This window comes from Mycolicibacterium hodleri (assembly GCF_025822245.1).
GTDB lineage: Bacteria > Actinomycetota > Actinomycetes > Mycobacteriales > Mycobacteriaceae > Mycobacterium > Mycobacterium hodleri.
Genome location: NZ_JACKTL010000036.1, coordinates 177166 through 199178, shown reverse-complemented (window position 1 = coordinate 199178; position 22013 = coordinate 177166). Strand labels below are relative to the sequence as shown.

18 protein-coding genes are annotated in these 22013 nt (G+C 68.4%); 13 read left to right on the top strand and 5 right to left on the bottom strand.

Annotated elements, in window-relative coordinates:
- Positions 1–52 precede the first annotated feature (52 nt).
- The 8 genes from H7J06_RS16440 to H7J06_RS16405 all read left to right on the top strand — a co-directional run bounded on the left by H7J06_RS16440 (position 53) and on the right by H7J06_RS16405 (position 9706).
- Positions 53–1462, top strand: a complete 1410-nt coding sequence (locus H7J06_RS16440) for an allophanate hydrolase (protein ID WP_264040033.1) — start codon at positions 53–55, stop codon at positions 1460–1462.
- Positions 1459–2160: a cysteine hydrolase family protein gene (locus H7J06_RS16435; protein ID WP_264040032.1), complete on the top strand. Its 702-nt coding sequence runs from the start codon at positions 1459–1461 to the stop codon at positions 2158–2160. Before H7J06_RS16440 ends, H7J06_RS16435 begins: the two co-directional genes overlap by 4 nt.
- 11 nt (positions 2161–2171) lie before the next feature.
- Positions 2172–3779 (top strand): SulP family inorganic anion transporter, encoded by a 1608-nt coding sequence (locus H7J06_RS16430; protein WP_264040031.1) that lies wholly within the window; start codon positions 2172–2174, stop codon positions 3777–3779.
- Positions 3780–3926: 147 nt separating this feature from the next.
- Entirely contained in the window at positions 3927–4523 is a 597-nt protein-coding gene (locus H7J06_RS16425; RefSeq protein WP_264040030.1) for a TetR/AcrR family transcriptional regulator, read from the top strand.
- A gap of 14 nt (positions 4524–4537) precedes the next feature.
- Positions 4538–5644 (top strand): ABC-2 transporter permease, encoded by a 1107-nt coding sequence (locus H7J06_RS16420; RefSeq protein WP_372515323.1) that lies wholly within the window; start codon positions 4538–4540, stop codon positions 5642–5644.
- Positions 5577–7256: a tetratricopeptide repeat protein gene (locus H7J06_RS16415; RefSeq protein ID WP_264040029.1), complete on the top strand. Its 1680-nt coding sequence runs from the start codon at positions 5577–5579 to the stop codon at positions 7254–7256. Before H7J06_RS16420 ends, H7J06_RS16415 begins: the two co-directional genes overlap by 68 nt.
- Before the next feature lie 36 nt (positions 7257–7292).
- On the top strand, positions 7293–8408 hold the full coding sequence (locus tag H7J06_RS32640) for a rhomboid-like protein (protein ID WP_372515322.1): 1116 nt from the start codon (positions 7293–7295) through the stop codon (positions 8406–8408).
- Positions 8405–9706, top strand: coding sequence for an alpha-amylase family protein (locus tag H7J06_RS16405; protein WP_264040027.1), 1302 nt, complete (start codon positions 8405–8407; stop codon positions 9704–9706). The genes H7J06_RS32640 and H7J06_RS16405 overlap by 4 nt, the downstream gene beginning before the upstream one ends.
- Here the strand turns inward: H7J06_RS16405 and H7J06_RS16400 are convergent.
- Positions 9703–10131, bottom strand: a complete 429-nt coding sequence (locus H7J06_RS16400; protein WP_264040026.1) for a DUF1810 domain-containing protein — start codon at positions 10129–10131, stop codon at positions 9703–9705. The genes H7J06_RS16405 and H7J06_RS16400 overlap by 4 nt on opposite strands.
- A 96-nt stretch (positions 10132–10227) precedes the next feature.
- Between H7J06_RS16400 and H7J06_RS16395 the strand changes: the two genes are divergently transcribed.
- The 3 genes from H7J06_RS16395 to H7J06_RS16385 all read left to right on the top strand — a co-directional run bounded on the left by H7J06_RS16395 (position 10228) and on the right by H7J06_RS16385 (position 15253).
- Positions 10228–12426: an adenylate/guanylate cyclase domain-containing protein gene (locus H7J06_RS16395; RefSeq protein WP_264040025.1), complete on the top strand. Its 2199-nt coding sequence runs from the start codon at positions 10228–10230 to the stop codon at positions 12424–12426.
- Positions 12423–13826 (top strand): mechanosensitive ion channel domain-containing protein, encoded by a 1404-nt coding sequence (locus H7J06_RS16390; protein ID WP_264040024.1) that lies wholly within the window; start codon positions 12423–12425, stop codon positions 13824–13826. The genes H7J06_RS16395 and H7J06_RS16390 overlap by 4 nt, the downstream gene beginning before the upstream one ends.
- A 431-nt stretch (positions 13827–14257) precedes the next feature.
- On the top strand, positions 14258–15253 hold the full coding sequence (locus H7J06_RS16385; RefSeq protein WP_264040022.1) for an esterase family protein: 996 nt from the start codon (positions 14258–14260) through the stop codon (positions 15251–15253).
- 185 nt (positions 15254–15438) lie between these two features.
- Here the strand turns inward: H7J06_RS16385 and H7J06_RS16380 are convergent, their stop codons facing one another.
- Positions 15439–15672 (bottom strand): hypothetical protein, encoded by a 234-nt coding sequence (locus tag H7J06_RS16380; RefSeq protein WP_264040021.1) that lies wholly within the window; start codon positions 15670–15672, stop codon positions 15439–15441.
- Positions 15673–15978: 306 nt separating this feature from the next.
- Between H7J06_RS16380 and H7J06_RS16375 the strand changes: the two genes are divergently transcribed.
- Positions 15979–16269 (top strand): hypothetical protein, encoded by a 291-nt coding sequence (locus H7J06_RS16375; RefSeq protein ID WP_264040019.1) that lies wholly within the window; start codon positions 15979–15981, stop codon positions 16267–16269.
- Here the strand turns inward: H7J06_RS16375 and H7J06_RS16370 are convergent.
- Both H7J06_RS16370 and H7J06_RS16365 read right to left on the bottom strand, forming a co-directional pair.
- A complete protein-coding gene (locus H7J06_RS16370; protein WP_264040018.1) occupies positions 16266–17753 on the bottom strand; it encodes a sensor histidine kinase in 1488 nt (495 codons plus the stop codon). The two genes, H7J06_RS16375 and H7J06_RS16370, sit on opposite strands and share 4 nt — an antisense overlap.
- The gene (locus H7J06_RS16365; protein ID WP_264040017.1) at positions 17750–18535 is read right to left on the bottom strand and encodes a response regulator transcription factor; all 786 of its coding nucleotides are present in this window, start codon (positions 18533–18535) and stop codon (positions 17750–17752) included. Before H7J06_RS16365 ends, H7J06_RS16370 begins: the two co-directional genes overlap by 4 nt.
- A 398-nt stretch (positions 18536–18933) precedes the next feature.
- On the opposite strand from H7J06_RS16365, the gene H7J06_RS16360 reads away from it, so the two are divergent.
- Positions 18934–21045: a SulP family inorganic anion transporter gene (locus tag H7J06_RS16360; protein ID WP_264040016.1), complete on the top strand. Its 2112-nt coding sequence runs from the start codon at positions 18934–18936 to the stop codon at positions 21043–21045.
- A gap of 25 nt (positions 21046–21070) precedes the next feature.
- Here the strand turns inward: H7J06_RS16360 and H7J06_RS16355 are convergent, their stop codons facing one another.
- On the bottom strand, positions 21071–22000 hold the full coding sequence (locus tag H7J06_RS16355) for an NADP-dependent oxidoreductase (protein WP_264040015.1): 930 nt from the start codon (positions 21998–22000) through the stop codon (positions 21071–21073).
- Positions 22001–22013 lie beyond the last annotated feature (13 nt).

The window sequence follows — 22013 nt, the reverse complement described above, 5'->3', positions numbered from 1 at the left end:
TCGACACACGGCCGTACCAGGACCGGAATGATTCTGTCGACAATCGACAGTTATGGCTCAAGACGCACACGGACCGTCGATCGGCCCCTCGGTGGCCGAGATCCTCGCCTCCCACGCCGGGGGTACCGGGTCACCCACCAAGACGGCGACTCGGGTGGCCGACGCCATCGCCGCCCGTGGGGACGACGGCACCTGGCTCTCGACGGTGCCGCGCGACGAACTCTTGGCCGCCGCGGCCGACATCGAAAACCGGCCTGGGGCAAGGACTCTGCCGCTCTACGGCGTGCCGTTCGGGGTCAAGGACAGCATCGACGTCGAGGGCGTGCCGACCACGCTGTCCTGTCCGGACTACGCCTACGTGGCGACGGCGACCGCACCCGCCGTGCAACGGCTGCTCGACGCCGGCGCGCTCTACGTCGGCAAGACCAACCTGGATCAGTTCGCCACCGGGCTGAACGGCACGAGGACGCCGTACACCGTTCCGCGCAGCGTGTACGGCGGCGAGATGATCTCGGGCGGCTCGAGTTCGGGCTCCGCCCTGGCGGTCGCGCTGGGCCAGGTGCCGTTCGCGGTGGCCACCGACACGGCGGGGTCCGGTCGCGTGCCCGCGGCGCTCAACGGCGTCGTCGGCTACAAGCCGTCGCGGGGACTGATCAGCACGGTCGGGCTGGTGCCGGCCTGCAAGTCGTTGGACTGCATCAGCCTCATGGCGGGGTCGGTCGACGACGTCGACCGGGTGATGGAGGTGATGGTTGGCCGCGACGACGCCGACGCGTGGTCGCGCGACCGCGGGCCGCGCTTCGCCGGTGACGACGTCCGCGTCGGGCTGCCACCGGTCGAGGAACTGGAGTTCTTCGGCGACCACGCGATGCGCACCGCGCACCTCGGGTTCCGCGACCAGCTTGCCCGTCACGCCACGATCGTCGAGGTCTCGCTGGCGCCGTTCCTCGCCGCGGGCACCCTGCTGTACCAGGGACCGTGGGTCGCCGAGCGCCTCGTCGAATTCGGCGACTTCCTCGCCGCCAAGCCGGAGTCGATCCACCCGGTGGTGCGCGACATCCTGCGCAGCGGCGAGAAGTACACGGCCGTCGACGCGTTCGCCGCGCTGCAGCGACTGCAGGAGCTCAAGGCCGAAGTCGGGCGACTGTGGGCGGGGGTCGACGTGCTCGTCGTCCCCACCGTCGGCACCACCTTCACGGTGGCCGACGTGCTGGCCAGGCCCATCGAGTGCAACACCGTGCTGGGCCACTACACGCACTTCGGCAACCTGCTGGACCTCCTCGGTGTCGCCGTGCCGCTGGGCACCACCACCGACGGACGGCCCTACAGCGCAATGCTTCTCGGCCCCGCCCTGAGCGACGACACGGTGCTGCACCTGGCGGCCCGGGTCCTCGACGAACCCCGCGCGGACGGCCGCGCGGTCGCGCCCACCCCCGCACGTACGAAGGAGCATCAGGCATGACGGCATCCGCAGAGGTACCCGCCGAGCCATCGACGTTTCCGCTCGTCGCAGGACGAACCGCGCTCATCGTCATCGACATGCAGCGCGACTTCATCCTGCCCGGCGGGTTCGGTGAGAGCCTCGGCAACGACGTCGACCAGCTGCTCAAGGTGGTGCCCCCGCTGGCCGCGCTGATCGCCGCCGCTCGCGAGGCCGGCATGATGGTGATCCACACCCGCGAGGGACACGTGCCCGATCTCTCGGATTGCCCGCCCGCCAAGCTCAACCGCGGCGCACCGAGCAAGCGCATCGGCGATCCTGGCAAGTACGGGCGCATCCTGATTCGCGGCGAATACGGCCACGACATCCTCGACGAGCTCGCCCCCGTCGAGGGCGAAGTGGTGATCGACAAACCCGGCAAGGGCGCGTTCTACGCCACCGAGCTCTCGTCCATCCTCACCGACGCGGGCATCACCCAGTTGCTGATCACCGGTGTGACCACCGAGGTGTGCGTGCACACCACCACCAGGGAGGCCAACGACCGCGGGTACGAGTGTTTGGTCGTATCCGATTGCGTCGGTTCGTACTTCCCCGAGTTCCAGCGCGTCGGCCTCGAGATGATCAAGGCCCAGGGCGGCATCTTCGGATGGGTCGCCGACACCTCCGCCGTGATCCCGGCCATCCAATCCCTCGCCGCGACAACGCCTTCCCAGGCCTGAGAGGACCGATCATGTCGACCGACGTCACCGAAACGCCGTCCGATCCGCCGTCGGACTCCCCGGATTCCACGACCCCGCAGTCCATCCCGTGGTGGACGCGCGGGGACACCAACGCCTTCTTCGGGCTCGGGTTCAACATCCTCGTCAACGTCCTCACCCTGACCGGTCTGATGATCGGCGTGGTCAACGTGCCTGCGGGAGACGTGCTGGGCACGGTGCTGCCGGCGCTCGGCGTCGCGCTGATCCTCGGCAACCTGTACTACACGTTCCTCGCCAGGCGTCTCGCCGGTCGCGAAAACCGTACGGACGTCACGGCGTTGCCCTACGGCCCCAGCGTGCCGCACATGTTCATCGTGGTGTTCGTGGTCATGCTGCCGGTCTACCTGAAGACCAAGGACGCGATGCAGGCCTGGCAGGCGGGTCTCGCGTGGGCGTTCATGATCGGCATCATCGTGATGATCGGCGCGTTCGTCGGCCCCTACATCCGCAAGCTGACCCCGCGCGCGGCCATGCTCGGCACCCTGGCCGGCATCTCGATCACGTTCATCTCGATGCGGCCCGCCGCACAGATGTGGGAGGCGGCGTGGATCGGCTTGCCCGTCATGGCGATCATTCTGATCGGGTTCTTCACCGACGTGCGCCTGCCGTTCGGGATCCCGGTCGGGCTGGCGGCCCTCCTGGTCGGCACGGCGATCGGCTGGATCGGCGGCTACATGTCCGCACCCGACGTCAGCCAGGCGGTCTCCGACATCGCGATCGGCGTGCCGGACCTTCGGGTCGACATGCTCGCATCCGGCCTGGCGCATCTGGCTCCGCTACTGGGCACGGCAATACCGTTGGGCGTCTACAACTTCACCGAGGCCATGAGCAACGTGGAGAGCGCCGCGGCCGCCGGTGACAACTACAACCTGCGCAGCGTCCTGCTGGCCGACGGTGCCGGCGCCTGCATCGGCTCGGCGTTCGGCTCGCCGTTCCCGCCCGCGGTGTACATCGGCCACCCCGGGTGGAAGGACGCGGGCGGGCGCGCGGGTTACTCGCTCGCCAGTGGCGTCGTCATCGGAATCCTCTGCTTCCTCGGCCTCTTCGGGGTGCTGGACGCGCTGCTGCCGGTACCCGCCATCGTGCCGATCCTGCTCTACATCGGCCTGTTGATCGGCGCGCAGGCGTTCCAGGCGGTGCCGAGGCTGCACGCCGTCGCCGTGGTGGCGGCCATCCTGCCGAACCTCGCGCAATGGGCCAGCGGTTTGATCGACAACGCGCTGAACGCCGCGGGCACGTCGGCGGGCGCGGTCGGCATGGCCAAGCTCAACGGCGCGGGCGTGGTCTACGAGGGCCTGCAGACCCTCGGCGAGGGCGCGGTCCTGGTCGGCCTGATCCTCGGCACCATGGTCACCTTCGTCCTGGAGAAGAAGTTCCTCTACGCGGCCATCGCCTCGGCGGTCGGCGCCGTACTGTCCTTCATCGGCCTGATCCACGCGCCCGAGGTGGCCTGGGCCGCGAATCCGACCGTCGCCCTTGGCTATCTGTTCTTCGGCGTGGTGTGCGTGCTGTATTCGTTCCTGCCGGGGGCCAAGGATCCCGTCGTCGTCGACGAGGCGGACGTCGTCGCGGGCCACTAGATCCAATGGTGGCGGGCCACTAGATCCAATGGTGGCGGGCCACTAGGCCCCGCACCGAGTCGCGCCCGTCACAGCACCATTCGAGGGTGTCGGAGCTAACTCCCGATTTCGTGGTCACGTGTCTACGAAGTGGCTTACGCTCGTCACATGCCCAGCCGCACCCTGAGCGCCGACCCGCGCGCCGAACGCGTCCGCACCCTGCTGCGGACCGCGGCGTTCGACCTCGCGCACGAGCGACCGGTCGACGAGATCACCGTCGGTGACCTGGTCGCCCGCGCCGGGGTCAGCAGGCAGGTCTTCTACCGCCACTTCACCGATCGCGACGACGCGGTGGCGACCGCCGTCACCGTGGCCTTCGCCGCCGCCGTCGCCGACATTCGGGGCGACGCACGGGCGCGGGTCACCGGCTTGTTCGACTTCGCCGCCGAACACCGCGCGATGTACCGCAACGTGGTGCCCAGCGCCGTCACCCAACGCGTGGTCATGGCGTTCCGCGACGAACTGCTACCCGCCTGCGAGGAGATCGCCGCGCAGGGCACGAGCGTCGTCGGCCCGATCGCCGACGTCGCACCCGAGGCCGTCAGCCGCTTCCTGGTCGGCGGATTCCAGGAGGTGCTCCGCTCCTGGATGGAGGACCCCTCGCCCGACGATCCGGCCTCCGATCTCCGCGCCCGCGTGGGCGCGGCCCTCGACACCGTGGACGCACTGCTGCGTCTGCCCGCACCCACCGACCCCACCCCTTGAAAGAGGCACCCACCATGGGCAAGCACGAAGCGCCACCCGAACACGCGCACCTCCCGCATGATCTCCCCCTGGCCAACCGACGGATCTCGCGCGCGGACGTGCGCAAGATGGCCCTGGCGATGGCGGCCCTGACCGTCTTCGTGGTCGCCATGATCGCGAGCTACTCCGGCGCGTTCGCCAAGCCGACGCTGCACCACCTGAACGTCGCCGTCGCCGGACCGCAACAGCTGGTCGACGGGATGCGCACGCAGGACAACCTCGAGGTGACCCCGGTGGCCGACGCCGCTGCCGCCCGCGCTCAGGTCTACGAGCGCAAGACCGACGCGGCACTCGCCGTCGGCCACGCCGGCGACCTGAAGATCTACGTCGCGGGCGGCGGCGGACGCAGCGTCGCCAACGCCTCGGAGGCCGTGGGCCGCGCCATCGCCGCCAAGGCCGGTTTGACGCCGAGCGTCGAGGACGTCGCGCCGACCCCGGCCGCCGACCCGCAAGGCACCGTCGAGTTCTACGCCGTCATCTTCTTGTCCATCGGCGCGACCATGGGCGCCGCCGCCTTCGGCTTGATGATGGGCAGCGTCCGCAGGCTCTCCACCCTGGGCCTTCGCACCCTCAGCCTCGCGGCGTACTGCGCGCTGCTCGCGGGCGCCGTCACCGGGTACGTCGACGCCGTCCTCGGCGCCCTGACCGCCCACACCTGGCAGGTGTTCGGCGCGCTGTGGCTCTACGCATTCGGCGTCGCGGGCGCCGTCACCGGTGTCGCCGCCGCCTTCGGCACCGTCGCGTCGGCCGTGGTGACGGTGTTCTTGATCATCGTCGGCAATGCCGCCGCCGCCGGACCCGTCGGACTGCCGCTGCTCACGGGCTTCTACCGGACGTTCAACTCGATCGTCCCGCAGGGCTCGGGGGTGGCACTGCTGCGCAGCGTCACCTACTTCGGCGGCAACGGCGCCCTGACCTCGATTCTCACCCTGACCACCTGGGGCGCCGTCGGTCTCGCGCTCGCCGTGATCGCAGTGCTCGCCCCCAAGGCGTGGACGACTTATCGTGCGAGTCATGACCGCTACCGCGTCCGCGCCGGAGGAACCGTATTACGACCTCGGGTCCTTTCATCGGTCGACTGAGACGCCGTCCGCCCAGGCCCAGCTGTGGTTCAACCGCGGCTTGGTCTGGGCGTATGCGTTCAACCACGAGGAGTCGATCCGCTGCTTCGAACGGGCGCTGGAGTTCGACCCCGACCTGGCCGTCGCCCGGTGGGGCATCGCCTACTCGATCGGTCCGAACTACAACAAGCCGTGGGAGGCGTTCGACCCGAAGGACCTCGAAGCCTCGCTGAGCAGGGCGCGCAACGAGCTGGCGCTGGCGGGTCGCGGCCGCGCGACCGACGTCGAGCGAGGCTTGGTCGACGCCCTCGTCATGCGCTTCCCCACCGACGATCTGGCGGCCGGTCACGCTCGCTACGCCGACGCGATGGCCAGCCTCGCCCGCGCGCATCCCCACGACGTGGACGTCCAAGCGCTGGCGGCCGACGCGGCCATGAACGTCTCGGCGTGGGCGTTGTGGGACACCAGGACCGGTGAGCCGGCGCCGGGCTCGCGGGTCGTGGAAGCTACGAAGATCCTCGACGACGCACTCGCCACCGAGGAGGGTCGACGACACCCCGGCGTGCTCCACCTGTACCTGCACGCGATGGAGATGTCGGCGCGGCCCGAGGTCGCCCTGCCCGCGGCCAACCTGCTGCGCGGGCTGGTGCCCGACGCCGGCCACCTCCAGCACATGCCGAGCCACATCGACATGCTCTGTGGCGACTACCGCAGCTCCGTCGACGCCAATGTCGCTGCGGTGCAGGCAGACCGGCGGTTCGTCGAGCGCGAGGGCCCGCTCAACTTCTACTCCCTGTACCGGGCGCACGACCTGCACTTCATCGTCTACTCGGCGATGTTCGAGGGCCGCTACCAGACGGCGATCCAGGCGGCCGACGAACTGGCCGCCCAGTTGACTCCCGAGCTGTTGTCGATCGAGTCGCCGCCGATGGCCGACTGGCTCGAGGCGTTCGTGCCGTTGCGGGTGCACGTGCTGATCCGCTTCGGCCGCTGGGAGGAACTGATCGCCCATCCCCTGCCCGACGACCCCGAGCTCTACTGCACCACGGCGGCGACCGTCCACTACGGGCGCGGGATCGCCTACGCCGCCACCGGACGGGTGGCTCGGGCGCGCGCCGAACGCGACGCCCTGCACCTCGTCTACGCCGGCATCCCGGAGAGCAGATATCTGTTCAACAACACCAGCCGCGACATCCTCGCCGTCGCCGTGGCGATGCTGGACGGTGAGATCGCCTATCGCGAAGGACGTTTCGACGAGGCCTTCGAAATACTGAGGCGGGCAATCGAACTCGACGACTCCCTGCCGTACGACGAGCCGTGGGGCTGGATGCAGCCGACCCGGCACGCCTACGGGGCGCTGTTGCTCGAGCAGGGCCGGGTGCAGGAGGCGGCGGCGGTGTACGCCGCGGACCTCGGGCTCGACGACACGCTGAGCCGCTGCTGCCAGCACCCGGGCAACGTGTGGAGCCTGCACGGGTACCACGAATGCCTGATCCGGTTGGGACGCGAGGACGAGGCGGCCGCCGTGGCCGAGCAACTGCACCGTGCCACCGCCCGCGCCGACGTCCCGATCGTGGCGTCGTGCGCCTGCCGGACGGCCACGGTCGACGACGGGTGCTGCGGCTCCGGCTAGTCATCCCCTGGTTGCCAGCAACGCCCTCTATCGTCGGTGACCGTGAATCGTCTGTGGGACCGGGTCCAGGACTACGTCCGCAGCGCTCCCCTGACCTATGCGTGGCTGGCGGTCCTGCTGGCGACGACGCTGGTGCAGCATCAGCTGACTGCGCGGACCCTGCGGACCCTGCTGCAGTCGACCTCGACGAACATCCACCACCTGGCGTCCGACCCGCTGCGCGTGCTGTTCCAGAGCCTGCTGTGGATCGACGGCCGGTACTGGTGGCCGTACCTGCTGATCTTCACCGTGTTCCTGGCGCCGGCCGAGCGGTGGCTGGGACACCTACGCTGGGCGGTCGTCGGACTGATCTGTCACGTGGGCGCGACCTACGTCAGCGAGGGCTACCTCTACTGGATCATCCACGAGAACGTGGCGTCCTCCCGGCTCGTCGACGCCCGCGACGTCGGCGTCAGCTACTTCGTGGTCGGAATCGCCGGGGTGCTGTTCCATGCCATGCCACGGCGGTGGCGCTGGGGCTATCTGGCGGCCATGGCCGCGCTCGTGGTGGGCGGTCTGCTCTACCAGACCAGCTTCACTTCGCTCGGCCATCTCTGCGCACTGCTCATCGGCCTGGCGTGCTACCCCCTGACGCGCGGACGGCGCAGACCCGGGGCTGCGTACACTCCGGCTGTGGCGATCAGCGACGACGACCTCGGGCACCTTCGCCGCTGCGTGGAACTGGCCAGGGAGGCCGTGGACGCCGGCGACGAGCCGTTTGGATCGCTGTTGGTCGACGCCGAGGGCGTGGTGCGCTTCGAGGATCGCAACCGGATCGGCGACGGGGACGCGACGCGTCATCCCGAATTCGCCATCGCCCGCTGGTCGACCGCCAACCTCACCGCCGACGAACGCGGCCGCGCCACGGTGTACACCTCCGGTGAGCACTGCCCGATGTGTGCCGCCGCCCATGCGTGGGTAGGCCTGGGGCGGATCGTCTACGCGGCGTCCACCGCCCAGCTGGTCGGCTGGCAACAAGTGTGGGGGGTGGCGGCGTCGCCGGTGGCGCCGTTGCCGATCTCGACCATTGCCCCCGGCGTCCAGATCGATGGTCCCGCACCTGAATTGGCCGAGGAGATGAAGGCGATGTACGAAAGGGCGTTCCGAGCATGAGCGGTCCGGCCTGGGTCGAGCACGCGATCTGGTGGCAGGTGTACCCGTTGGGATTCGTCGGCGCCTTCCCCGCCGACCCGGCTCCCACCGCCGACGAACACCGACTGCGCCGCGTCGCGGAGTGGTTCGACCACGCCCTCGAACTCGGCGCGTCCGGCATTGCGCTGGGCCCGCTGTTCGCCTCCCAGACGCACGGCTACGACACGACGGACCACTACGCCGTCGACCCCCGCCTCGGCGACGACTCCGACTTCGACCACCTCGTCGAGCAGGCGCGCGGCCGCGGACTCAGGATCCTGCTCGACGGCGTCTTCAACCACGTCGGCAGCGAGTTCGGCCGGCACCAAGACGCGCTGACGGGCGGGGATGACTCGTGGTTCCGCAAGGGCCGCAACGGTTTCGCCACCTTCGAGGGACACGACGGTTTGATCACCCTCAACCATCGCAACCCCGAGGTCGTCGACTACGTGGTCGACGTCATGACCCATTGGCTGCGGCGCGGCGCCGACGGCTGGCGCCTCGACGCCGCCTACGCGGTGCCCGACGAATTCTGGGCCAAGGTGCTGCCCCGCGTCCGCGAGGAATTCCCCGACGCGTGGTTCGTGGGCGAGGTGATCCACGGCGACTACGCGGGCACCGTGTCCGCCTCGACGTTCGACTCCGTGACGCAGTACGAACTGTGGAAGGCGATGTGGAGCAGTCTCAACGACGTCAACTTCCACGAACTCGACCATGCGCTGAGCAGACATGACACGTTCCTGGAGACCTTCGCCCCGTTGACGTTCGTCGGCAACCACGACGTCACCCGCATCGCCAGCCAACTCACCGACGAACGCCACGTCGGCCACGCGCTCGCGGTGATGCTGACCGTCGGCGGCACCCCGAGCGTGTACGCCGGCGACGAGTGGGCGTACCGCGGCGTCAAGGAGGAGCGCGTCGGCGGCGACGACGCCGTCCGTCCGGAGTTCCCCACGCAACCAAGCGAATCCGAGCACCTCGGCCACGACACCTTCCGTCTGCACCAGCACCTGATCGGCCTGCGGCGCCGCCATCCGTGGCTGCATCGAGCGCGCACGTCGGCCCTGCACCTGACCAACGGTCAGTACGTCTACCGGACGTCGTCGGACGAGGGGTCACTCGTCGTCGCCCTCAACGTAGACGACTCGCCGTTGCAGATGTCGTTGGCGGAGTTGGGGTGCGGCAGCGGAAGGGTCGTCGCGGGATCGGGCGTGCCGCCGGAGGACGTCGTCGACGCGCTCGACGTCGAGCCGCACGGCTGGGCCGTCCTCACCGTCTAACGGCCGGAGAGCATTGCCTGGGTCTTCGCGTCGCGCTCGCCGCCGTAGTAGGTCTCGAGCACGGCCACGAAGTCCCGGTCGTCCTCGGCCACCTCGGCGAACAACGTCATCGACGACCACAGCTTCAGCGCGTCCACCTGGCCCATCAGCGCTTCGGCGCTGACCGCTCCGGACCCGACGACCAACCGCGCGCACTCCCGCAGGCGCGGACCGAGCACGTCGTGGGCGAGGTAGGCCGACGCCTCGTCGCCGGAGGCGATCCCGTAGAACTCGGCCGTCGGGGTCCGGCCAAGCCCCCGCAGTTGCGGGAACACGAACCACATCCAATGGGACCGTTTGCGCCCCGCACGAAGCTCGTCGAGCACGGCGTCGACGACCGGTTCTTGCGCCTCGACGAAACGTTCCAAGTGGTGCGGATCGGCCATGTGTCCACCGTGCCCGAAGTCCGGGCTCCCGTCGACCGCGCCGAACATTCGCGAGTCGGCGCGACCAGCGGGTTTGCCCGCTACTCTGTGCAACCGATGACGACCTCCACGGAGAACCAAGCGCAGGTTGGGACGGCCGACTCGACCACGTCCACCACGCGAAGCCGCCGCCGGCTGATGTCGCGCGTCAGCATCCAGTCCAAGCTGCTGGTGATGCTGCTCCTGACGAGCATCTTGTCCGCGGCCGTCGTGGGTGCGATCGGCTACCAGTCGGGGCGGAGTTCCTTGCGTGCGTCGGTCTTCGACCGGCTGACCGAGATCCGGCAGTCGCAGAGCCGCAGCCTGCAGAACGGAATCGCGGATCTGAAGAACTCGTTGGTCGTGTATTCACGGGGGTCCACGGCGACCCAGGCCATCACCGACTTCACCGCGGGGTACGACCAACTCGCCACCGCCACCGTCACCCCGGCACAGGAACAGGCCCTCGACGACTACTACACGAAACGCTTCGCCAAGGACGAGTACGCGCAAACCGGGGAGAACGTCGACGTCCAGGCGCTCCTGCCGACGTCCGGCGCCCCGGCCTATCTCCAGTCGCTCTACACCGTGCCCTTTGGGGCCTACGACAAGCCCACCGCCGACTGGGACGCCGCCATCGACTTCGACGACGCCCGCGACGGCAGCGCGTGGTCGGCCGCCAACGCCCGATACAACGACTTCTTCCGCGAGATCGTCACCCGCTTCCAATTCGAGGACGCCCTGCTGCTCGACACCCGGGGCAACGTCGTCTACAGCGCCTACAAGGGCGTCGACCTCGGCACCAACATCCTCACCGGACCGTACAAGGGCAGCAAACTCGGCGACGCCTACCGGGAGGCGCTCGACTCCAACGCGGTGGACTACGTGGGAATCACCGACTTCGGCGACTACCAGCCCGCCACCGAGCCGACGGCCTGGTTCGTGTCCCCGGTCGGGCCGCAGGGACGGGTGGACGGGGTGCTCGCGCTGCAGTTCCCCATCTCCAAGATCAACCAGTTGATGACCTTCGACGGACAGTGGGAACGGTCCGGGATGGGCATGACCGGCGAGACCTTCATCGTCGGTCCCGACGATCTGATGCGCTCCAACTCCCGGCTGTTCATCGAAGATGCCCCGGCCTACGAGCGTGACGCCGTCGAGGCGGGCACGCCGCCCGACGTGGCTCAGAACTCGATCCGCCAGCACGGCACCACGCTGGTGCAACCCGTCGCGACCGAAGCGACGAAGCTGGCCCAACAAGGCCAACGGGGCACGCTGATCGCCGACGACTACTTGGGACACGAGACGCTGCAGGCCTACGCTCCCGCCGAGATTCCCGGGCTGCGCTGGGCCGTGGTCGCCAAGATCGACACCTCCGAGGCGTTCGCACCGGTCTCGGCGTTCACCAGAAAGCTGGTGTTGTCGACGGTGGCCATCATCTTCGTGGTCTGCTTGGCCGCGATGCTGTTGGCACGGTTGTTCGTCCGGCCCATCCGACGGCTGGAGAGCGGAGCGCAGCAGATCAGTTCCGGCGACTACGGCACGACGATCCCCGTGGTGTCCCGCGACGAGTTCGGCGACCTGACGGTGGCCTTCAACGACATGAGCCGCAACCTGGCCATCAAGGAGGGCCTGCTCAACGAGCAGCGGCGGGAGAACGACCGCATCATGTTGTCGCTGATGCCGGAGCAGGTGGTGGCGCGGTACCGCGAGGGCGAGGAGACCATCTCCCAGGACCACCAGGACGTCACCGTCATCTTCGCCGACGTCGTCGGCCTCGACGAATTGTCGGCTGGCTTGACCTCCGCGGAATCGCTGGCGATCGTCAACAAGCTGGTTCGTCAATTCGACGCTGCGGCAGAGGGTCTCGGGATCGAGCGGGTCCGCTCGCTACGCAACGGGTACCTCGCGAGCTGCGGTCTCAACGTGCCGCGCATCGACAACGTCCGGCGCACCGTGGACTTCGCGGTCGAGATGAACCGGATCGTCGACCGGTTCAACGCCGAGGGCAGGCACGCCCTGCGCCTGCGGGCCGGCATCGACACCGGTCGGGTCAGCAGCGGGCTCGTCGGGCGGGCCAGCGTGGCCTACGACATGTGGGGCGCGGCCGTCGACCTCGCCTACCAGGTGCAGAGCGGTTCACCGCAGCCTGGGGTCTACGTGACGGCCGACGTCTACGACGCGATGCGCGACACCCGGGAGTTCACCCCCGCCGGCGAGGTCACCGTGGGGACCGAGTCGCAACCCATCTGGCGGCTCAAGGAGCGTCGGTCGTGACCAGGATCGTCGACTCCACCTGGTTCTACTGGGCGGTCGGCGTCGCGATCGGGCTCCCGATCGGGTTGGTGGCGCTCACCGAGCTGCGCGTTGCACTAGCCCGGCGCGGCAGCGGCCTGGCGCGTCCGGTCGGGTTGGTGCGCAACTACATTCTGCCGTTGGCTGCGCTGCTGCTGCTGCTCGTCAAGGCCACCGAGGTGCCCGCCCAGGCGACCCCGGTCCGCATCATCTCCACCGTGCTGGGCTTCGTCCTGCTCATCCTGATGCTGTCGGGGTTGAACGCCACGCTGTTCCAGGGCGCACCAGAAGGTTCGTGGCGCAAGCGAATGCCGTCGATCTTCCTGGACGTGGCTCGCTTCGTGGTCATCGCCGTCGGCCTGGCGATCATCTTCTCCTACATCTGGGGCGCCAACGTCGGTGGCCTGTTCACCGCGCTCGGCATCACGTCGATCGTCCTGGGCCTGACCCTGCAGAATTCCGTCGGACAGATCATCTCGGGCCTGCTGCTGCTCTTCGAACAGCCCTTCCGGATCGGGGACTGGGTCGACGTGACCTCGGCGCGTGGACGCGTCGTCGAAGTCAACTGGCGCGCAACCCACATCGACACGGGCAGCGGTCTACGCATCATTCCGAACTCGGTGCTCGCCGCGGCGTCCTTCGCCAACCTGAGTAGACCGCCGGGCGAGCACTCCATCACGGTGACGACCACGTTCGCCGCCAACGACCCACCCGACGACGTCTGCGCGGTGCTGACTGGGGTCGCCCGCGCGCTGCCGCACCTGCGCAGCGAAGCCGATCCGACGACCGTCACCAGCGGTGCCGGGGAGTACACCACGGCCATTCCGCTTCGCTCCCCCGCTGACGACACCGCCACTCGCGCAACGTTCTTGCGGTGGGTCTGGTACGCGTCGCGGCGGGCGGGTCTGCGGTTGGACGACGTCGAGGACGACTTCGCGACCGAGGACCGGATGGAGAGGTCCATGCGGATGGTGGCGCCGACGTTGCGCCTCAACGAGGCCGATCAGCAGGCGCTGATCCCGGCGCTTCGACTCACCCGCTACGGCGCGGACGAGGCGATCCAGACCCCGGGCACGGTGCCCACGCGGATGACCTTCATCGTGAGGGGCCGGGTACGCCTGATCGCCCGCGGTGAGGACGGTGCGATCATCCCGGTCCGCACACTGGAGGAAGGTGACTTCCTCGGCTCGAGCACGCTGACCCGCGAACCCGTCACCGGCGGGGCCTATGCCCTCGACGAAGTCACCGTGCTGCAGATCGAGCGCGCCGACGTCGAGGAGCTGGTGGCGCGAAAGCCGTTGCTGTTGCAAGAGATCGGCCGCACCATCGAGGAGCGCGACGCCGACGTGCGGCGAGCGCTCGCGGTCGCCACGGCCGACTGACGGCTCTGGCGCCGGCACGAGAGTTTGCTGGCGGCTGCGGCGCCGCCGACGTCAGCGGGTCTGCGGGCCGGGTGCGACACGCCGTCCGGCGTCGAGGGGTCCTCCTCTGCCGCGACCGGTACGAGGGCGCCTCGCGGAGTCTTGCCTGATCACCGCGCCGGTTCGCGCCGCGACCCGTGGCGAACACAGCGTATCGCGGCCCCGGTTGTCATCACTTTGGCCACTCCATTCACACAGGTCACACCGGAAATCAGCGGTCGGCGAGCGGCCAAGGTCTCTGCGTCGAGTCGGAATCGTTAGCCAACTGCGACGTCGCCGGACGGCGTTGAGAGCCGGATCGAACCACGAGCGCGTGATTCACTAACTCTCGAAGAGCAACGGCGATTGCTTGAAGACATGAGAAGCAAAGAGAGAGGCGGTCTGTTGCCGTTATGAAGTTCGTCAGAATGATTCGTGGTACGGGGTTGCGCCGGTTGGCCGTTGGACTGATGGCAGCGGTGGCCTTGCCCGGGCTGATCGGCTTCGTCGGGGGATCGGCGACGGCTGGGGCGTTCTCTCGACCGGGCCTGCCGGTCGAATACCTGATGGTGCACTCGGCGGCGATGAACCGGGACATCAAGGTCCAGTTCCAGGGCGGTGGACCACACGCGATCTACCTGCTCGACGGCCTGCGCGCGCAGGACGACTTCAGCGGGTGGGACATCAACACCGCCGCGTTCGAGTGGACCTACCAGTCCGGCCTGTCGACCGTGATGCCCGTCGGTGGTCAGTCGAGCTTCTACACCGACTGGTACCAGCCGTCGCAGGGCAACGGCCAGGACTACACCTACAAGTGGGAGACGTTCCTGAACCAGGAGCTGCCCGCCTACCTGGAGGCCAATTACGGTGTGTCGCAGACCGGCAACGCGGTCGTCGGCCTGTCGATGGCCGGCGGCAGTGCGCTGACCTACGCCATCTACCACCCGCAGAACTGGATCTACGCCTCGTCGCTGTCGGGCTTCCTCAACCCCTCCGAGGGCTGGTGGCCGATGCTGATCGGGCTGGCCATGAACGACGCGGGTGGCTACAACGCCGAGAGCATGTGGGGCCCGTCCAGTGACCCGGCCTGGAAGCGCAACGACCCCATGGTCAACATCAACCAGCTGGTCGCCAACAACACCCGAATCTGGATCTACTGCGGCACCGGCACGCCGTCGGATCTCGACACCGGCTCCGATGGTGGCAACCTGATGTCGGCGCAGTTCCTCGAGGGCTTCACGCTGCGCACCAACCAGGCCTTCCGCGACAACTACGTCGCCGCGGGCGGCACCAACGGCGTGTTCAACTTCCCGGCCACCGGCACGCACAGCTGGGGATACTGGGGTCAGCAGCTGCAGCAGATGATCCCCGACGTCCAGCGGACGCTGGGAGCACAGGCCTCCGCGTAACGGAGCAACCTGGCTAGAAGGAGCAAGGGGAACCTGCCGTCACCCCCGGACGGCAGGTTCCCCTCTTTCATGTCCGTCCCCACGTGCGAGCGGTACCGAGCAGCACGAGCAAAGGCCCTGACACCCGTGGTGTGTCAGGGCCTTTCCTGGTGGCGCTTCGCGGCCGGTCGCCCGCCGGCCAAGCATCAGTCGAAGAACATGAACGGCTGCGGCGAGGAGAAGTTGCCGTAGGAGTTCGGCGACGAGACCGTCGGCGGTTGCACGACGATCGCGTTGTGCCCCTTCTTGTCGGTGATGGTGGCGCGCCCGTTGTCGGTGACGGTGCTGGGGTTGGCAGCCGCGCCGGCGATCGGGGCCGCGGCGACGGCCGCAGCGGCGAGTCCGGTCATGACACTGGCGGCGATGTAACGCATCTTCATCTTCTACTCCCTTGCTCGGTGCTTCGAGATTCACTCTCGCCTGACAAGTTCCAATTTACCTATCGAACAGCATCTTTCACTGAGTCAGAACTCCTTCATGCGAAACGCAAACATATGCGTCGGATATGTGACTCGGGCGATCATCCATGCGGAGACCGTGAGACATACTGGCGAAAGATGCTGCTAGACAAGTGATTCAACGACTCTCGACCGACCCGATGGTGCGTCGTCCGCGCCTCGGGTCGCCTGCGACCGTCCGTAGGCTGGTGAAGAAGCATCAAATCGACACCTGGACAAAGGAGTTCAATGAGTACCTTCGGAATCGCCGCCGCGAGTGTCAGCCTGACCGCGATCGTGGGCTTCGGCCTGGCTGCCCCGGCGGCGGCAAGCGTCAACTCGACCGCCGACACCATCGCCCAGCTCGAAGCGCAGGGCCACCACGTTCAGCTCAACGGCTCGACGGCCGTGCCGCTGTCACAGTGCAAGGTCACCGGCACGAGCGGGCTGAACAACTCGAACCTCGACGAGTCGGGCAACAAGATCGACCCAGACCTGCACAACACGGTCTACGTCGACGTCGTGTGCCACAACCACTAGCCGGCAGTCACGACCGCCGGAGGCAGCCGCACCTCGAACTGCGTGCTGCCTCCGCCGGAGCGTGCCGACACGGCGCCGCCATGGGCTTCGACGACGGACGCCACGATCGACAGGCCCAGGCCCGTGGACTCCGGCTGGTCGGCGCTCGCTCGGTCGCCTCGGACGAACCGCTCGAACAGTTCCGGCAGCAGCGTGGCGTCGATCCCCGGCCCGTCGTCGGTGACGGTCAGCTGCACGGCCTCTCCGGCCTCGTCGCGCACCAGTCGTAGTGCGGTGGTGACGGTGACACCGGGCGGAGTGTGGTGGCGCGCATTGGACAGCAGGTTGCTCACCACCTGGTGGAGCCGCGCCCTGTCCCCCATCACCCACACGGACTCCACGGGCAGGTCGGTCGACCACCGATGGTCGGGAGAGGAGACGATGGCGTCGTTCACCGCGTCGGCGACCAGCGCGGTCAGGTCGACCCGACGATTCTCCAGACCCTGCCCCTCGTCGAGGCGGGACAGCAGCAGCATGTCGCCAACCAGTGACGTCATCCGACGAGACTCAGACTCGATGCGCGCCAACGCATATTCCGTTGTGGGTGGCAGGGACGCACTCTCCTGACGGGTCAGCTGGGCATAGCCCTGGATGGCGGCCAGCGGCGTGCGGAGTTCGTGACTGGCGTCGGTGAGGAACCGGCGCATGCGCCGGTCGGACATCGCGCGCGCCGCCAAGGCCGAGTCGATGTTGGCCAGCAGGCGATTCAGCGTCTCACCGACGATGCCGACCTCGTTGTCGGGATCGGAGTCGGCTTGACGCACTCGCGTGGTGATGCGGTGGTCCTCATCGGCCAGCGGCATCTTGGCCGCCCTCGCCGCGGTGGCCGCGACCCGGCGCAGTGGACGCAGCGCCCAGCGCACCAGCAGTACGGTTCCGACCCCAGCCAGCAGTGCCGCCACCAACGTAATGACCACCACGGCAACGGTCTTCGCCGCAACCACGCGATTGGCGCTCTCCATCGAGACCGCCGACACCAACCGCCGGCCGTCGTCCACCTCGGTGCTGACGGCGCGATAGCGGCCCAGCCCGTCCAGTTCGATGGTCTGCGGCTGGTCGGTGTTCCAGGACGCCAACTGCAGCGAATTGACCGCCGGGCCCGGTGTCTCGTCGGTGTCACCTTCGGAGAACATCGCCGAGTCGACGACCGAGTCCCCGTCCATCACCGCGATGAGCGTGCCCGGCGCCTGCCCGATGAAGTCGGTCAGCGGCTCACCGCCGGCGCCGGACGGGCCAACCCGTACCTTCTCGTAGGAATGCTCGAACGCTGCCAGGGAATGCTCCACCTCGGCGTCGCTCATCGTCGTCATGTAGGTGTGCAGGCTGTAGACCGACAGGGCACCGGTACCGAAGGTGACGACGGTGACGAGCACGGCGACACCGCCGACGAGCTGCCTGCTGAGTGTGCGGGGGCGCCACCACGGGGTCGTCGACGCCGCGGTCATCGCGGTGGCCGAATTTGGTATCCCACACCGCGAATGGTGTGAATCAGTGGCTCGCGGCCGCGATCCAGCTTCTTTCGAAGATACGACACGTACAGGTCGACGATGCTGGTCCGCCCACCGAAGGAGTAGTTCCACACCTGCTCGAGGATCTGCTCGCGCGTCAACGCCCGGCGCGGGTTGCGCATGAGGTACCGGAGCAGGTCGAACTCCGTCGTGGTCAGTTCGATGCGCTCGTCGGCCCTGGTGACTTCGCGGCTGGCCACGTCGAGGGTGAGGTCGCCGACGTGGAGGGTCTCGTCCGCGGGTTCGTCGGCGGACGCGACGGGGTCACCTCCGCGTCGCAGCAGACTGCGCAACCGCAGAACCAACTCCTCCAGGTCGAACGGCTTGGTCAGATAGTCGTCGGCGCCGGCGGTGAGTCCGGTGACGCGGTCGCTCACCGAGTCGCGTGCGGTCAGGAACAGCACCGGGGTGTAGGTGCCCGCGGCGCGGACCCGCTGCAAGATCCGGAGTCCGTCGACGTCGGGCAACATGATGTCCAGCACCAGGATGTCCGGGTCGGTCGCAGCGAACTTAGTCAGCGCCTCGCGTCCGTCGTGCGCGACGTCGACCTCCCAGCCCTCGTACTTCAAGGCCATGGTGACCAGGTTCGTCAACGCGCGCTCGTCGTCGATCAGCAGTACCTTGATCGCAGAGCCGTCGGGCCGCCGGATCGGGGGCAGCTGGCCGAGCACGGCCGAGCGGGGTTGCCGGGGGGCGGTGTTCGTCGACGTCATCGTCATGCCTCCGAGTGTCCCGACGATCGGCCGGGCTGTCACCCAACTCACAGGTTCCTCTCATGATGCCCGCAGCGGCGGCTCCCCGACACACGTCGTCGATTTGACATCAATCCCGTTGCACGCCAGCCGTTTCCATGGCTGGTGGACGTCCGAAGGCACGTCCCGGGGTGTGACGGCACCAACACCGCATGACGGGCCAAATTTGCATTCTCTATGCGTCGCACCGATGTCCTTGCCGAGCAGAACCGCCATTAATACTCTCGCCCTTGTGAATTGACCCGCAGTCCAGCTAGTTGGATTGCAGGAGAATCGCTTTCGCCCACGTCAATACCCGACTGGCGTGAACCGCTGAGCACGAGGCCGCCGATCCCGGTGGCCGTGACCGACAGGAGCTCGACATCTTGCAACGCTCGGGGAGTTCACTCTCCCAACGGATCGGTCCCATTCTTCGCTACGACCTGCCCGCGTCCCTGGTGGTGTTCCTGGTGGCCCTGCCGCTGTCGTTGGGCATCGCCATAGCCTCGGGCGCGCCGGCCCTCGCCGGCCTGATCGCAGCGGTGGTGGGCGGCGTCGTCGCAGGCGCCCTGGGCGGTTCACCGCTTCAGGTCAGTGGGCCGGCAGCGGGCCTCACCGTCGTCGTCGCCGGCCTCATCGGCCAGTTCGGCTGGAAGGTCACCTGTGCCATCACCGTTGCGGCTGGCGTCCTCCAGGTGCTCTTCGGGCTGAGCAAGGTGGCGCGCGCCGCGCTGGCGATCTCGCCGGTGGTGGTTCACGCGATGCTCGCCGGCATCGGACTCACGATCGCCTTGCAACAAGTCCACGTATTGCTGGGCGGCGATTCGCAGAGTTCTGCCTGGGGCAACGTCACGGAACTACCAGGACAGGTGCTCGGCGCGCACGGCCCGGGAGTGTTCCTCGGCGTGCTCGTCATCGCCATCCTGGTCGGCTGGCGATGGGTACCGGGGCGGCTCGGCAAGGTGCCGGGCCCCCTGGTCGCCATCGTCACGGCGACGATGGTCGCGGTGATCTTCCGGTTCGACGTGGACCGCGTCACGTTGGACGGTTCGCTGCTCGACGCGATCGCTCTGCCGAGTCTGCCGGAGGGCCAGTGGGGAGCCTTCGCCGTGGGCGTGCTCACCGTCGCCCTGATCGCGAGTGTGGAGAGCCTGCTCTCGGCGGTGTCCGTCGACCGGATGCAAAACGGTCCGCGCACCAACTTCGACCGCGAACTGATCGGCCAGGGCACCGCGAACATCGCCTCGGGCACCCTGGGCGGCCTGCCCGTGACGGGCGTGATCGTGCGGAGCTCGACGAACGTGGCGGCCGGTGCGCGGACCCGGGCCTCGGCGGTCATGCACGGCGTGTGGGTGCTGGTGTTCGCGCTCCCCTTCGCCGAGCTGGCCGAACGAATTCCGATGGCGGCGCTCGCCGGCCTGCTGATCGTCATCGGCATTCAGCTGGTCAAGCGGGTGCACATCGAAACCGCCCGCCGCACAGGCGACATCGCGGTCTACGTGGTCACCGTCCTCGGCGTCGTCTTCCTCAACCTGCTCGAAGGGGTGCTGATCGGGTTGGCGTTGTCGATTGCGCTGACCGTCTGGCGCGTGGTGCGCACCCGCATCGTCGCCACGCCCGTCGGCGAGGGCGAGGACGACGGGAACTGGCGCATCGTGATCGAGGGGTCGTGCAGCTTCCTGTCGCTGCCACGCCTGACGAGCGTGCTGGCCTCGGTGCCGCCGGGGGCCAAGGTCACCGTCGACCTGTCGGTGGACTTCATCGACCACGCGGCCCACGGGGCGATCGACGACTGGCGGCGTCAGCATCAAGCCTCCGGCGGCTCGGTGGACATCTGCCAACACGGCACCGTCGACATGGACAGTGCACTCGACGGCCCGCCGGTACGCGACATCCAGAGCCGGACCTCACCGCTGGTCGAGAGCCTGGCCCACGCACAACGGCCCGACACCCTGTTCATCACGTGCACCGACTCGCGCATCGCGCCCGACCAGATCACCGGCAGCGGACCCGGCGACCTGTTCACGGTCCGCAACGTCGGCAACCTGGTGCCAGAACACCAGACGGACGCGTCGACCGAGGCAGCCCTGGCGTTCGCGGTGGAGAAGATGGGTGTCTCGTCGATCGTGGTGTGCGGCCACTCCAGCTGCGGGGCGATGCACGCCCTGCTGGGTGCCAAGCCGCCACGCAGCGAGGGTGAGCGGCACATGTCGAGGTGGCTCGCGAACGGACGGGGCGCGGTGGCGGCGTTCGACGACGGCGCCCACCCGGTCGCGCAGGCTGCGGCCGACGCCGGCTTCGGGCCCGTCGACCAGCTGAGCATGGTCAACGTGTCGCGGCAGGTCGAGGCACTCACCCGGCACCCGATGATCGAGGAGCGGTGTCGACGGGGTGAGGTCGAGGTCTACGGCATGTTCTACGACGTGGCCACCGCGAGCGTCCTGCGGATCGGCCCGGCGGCGGTCGAGTCCGTCGAGTTGGCGACCGCGACCTCGTGACGGCGGCCGCCCGATTCGACCGGCGTCATCGCATGCTCAGCACGAGCTTGCCGCGGGTGTGCCGCCGCTCGAGGGTGCGGTACGCCTCGCGTACCTGATCGAGTGGGAACACTCCGGCGATCGGAATCTCCAGTCGACGGGCGGCGACCAGCTCGGCGAGTTCCGCCACCACCGCCGCGCTGGACGCCGACGCGGTGCCCTCCATCTTGACCCCATGGGCTTCGACGGCGGCGAAGTCGATGATCGTGTCGACGCGCTGGGGTGCGATGCCGAGGTCGTCGACTGCGAGTTCGACGTAACCGCCGCCGAACAGGTCGAGGAACGCGTCGACGCGACCGGTCGGCGACGCGGCGCGCAGGCGGCTGGCCAGCTCGTCGCCGTAGTTGACCGGCGTGACACCGCGAGCAGTCAACCAGTCGTCGTTGTCCGGGCCCGCGATGCCGAGAACCGTTGCACCCGTGTGCTTCGCGAGTTGGACGGCGATGGTGCCGACGCCGCCGGAGGCCCCGGACACCGCTACGACGTCGCCGGCGCCGAGGGCCACCGACCGCACTGCGGCGTAGGCGGCGGCGCCGGCCGTGTAAAGGCTGCCCGCCACCTCCCACGGCACGCCGGCCGGTTTCGGGACCAGTTGTCCGGTGGGCACCCTGGTGTACTCGGCGTGACTGGAGCGCGTCAGCGAGAAGCCGACCACCTCGTCGCCGACGGCGAATTCGGTGACGCCGCTGCCCAACTCGTCGACGACTCCCGCCAGGTCGCTCCCCTCGCCCTCCGGGAACGTGGCGGGCCAACGGTCGTGTAGCAGGCCGCGCCTGATCATCGACTCCCCGGGATTGATGCCCGCCGCCCTCACGGCGACCACCACCTCGCCGCTGGCGGGGCGCGGGCGCGGAACGTCACGCACCTCCAGGACGTCGAGCTCGCCGTACCGGTCGTATCGAACAGCCCTTGCCATGTGTCCTACGACA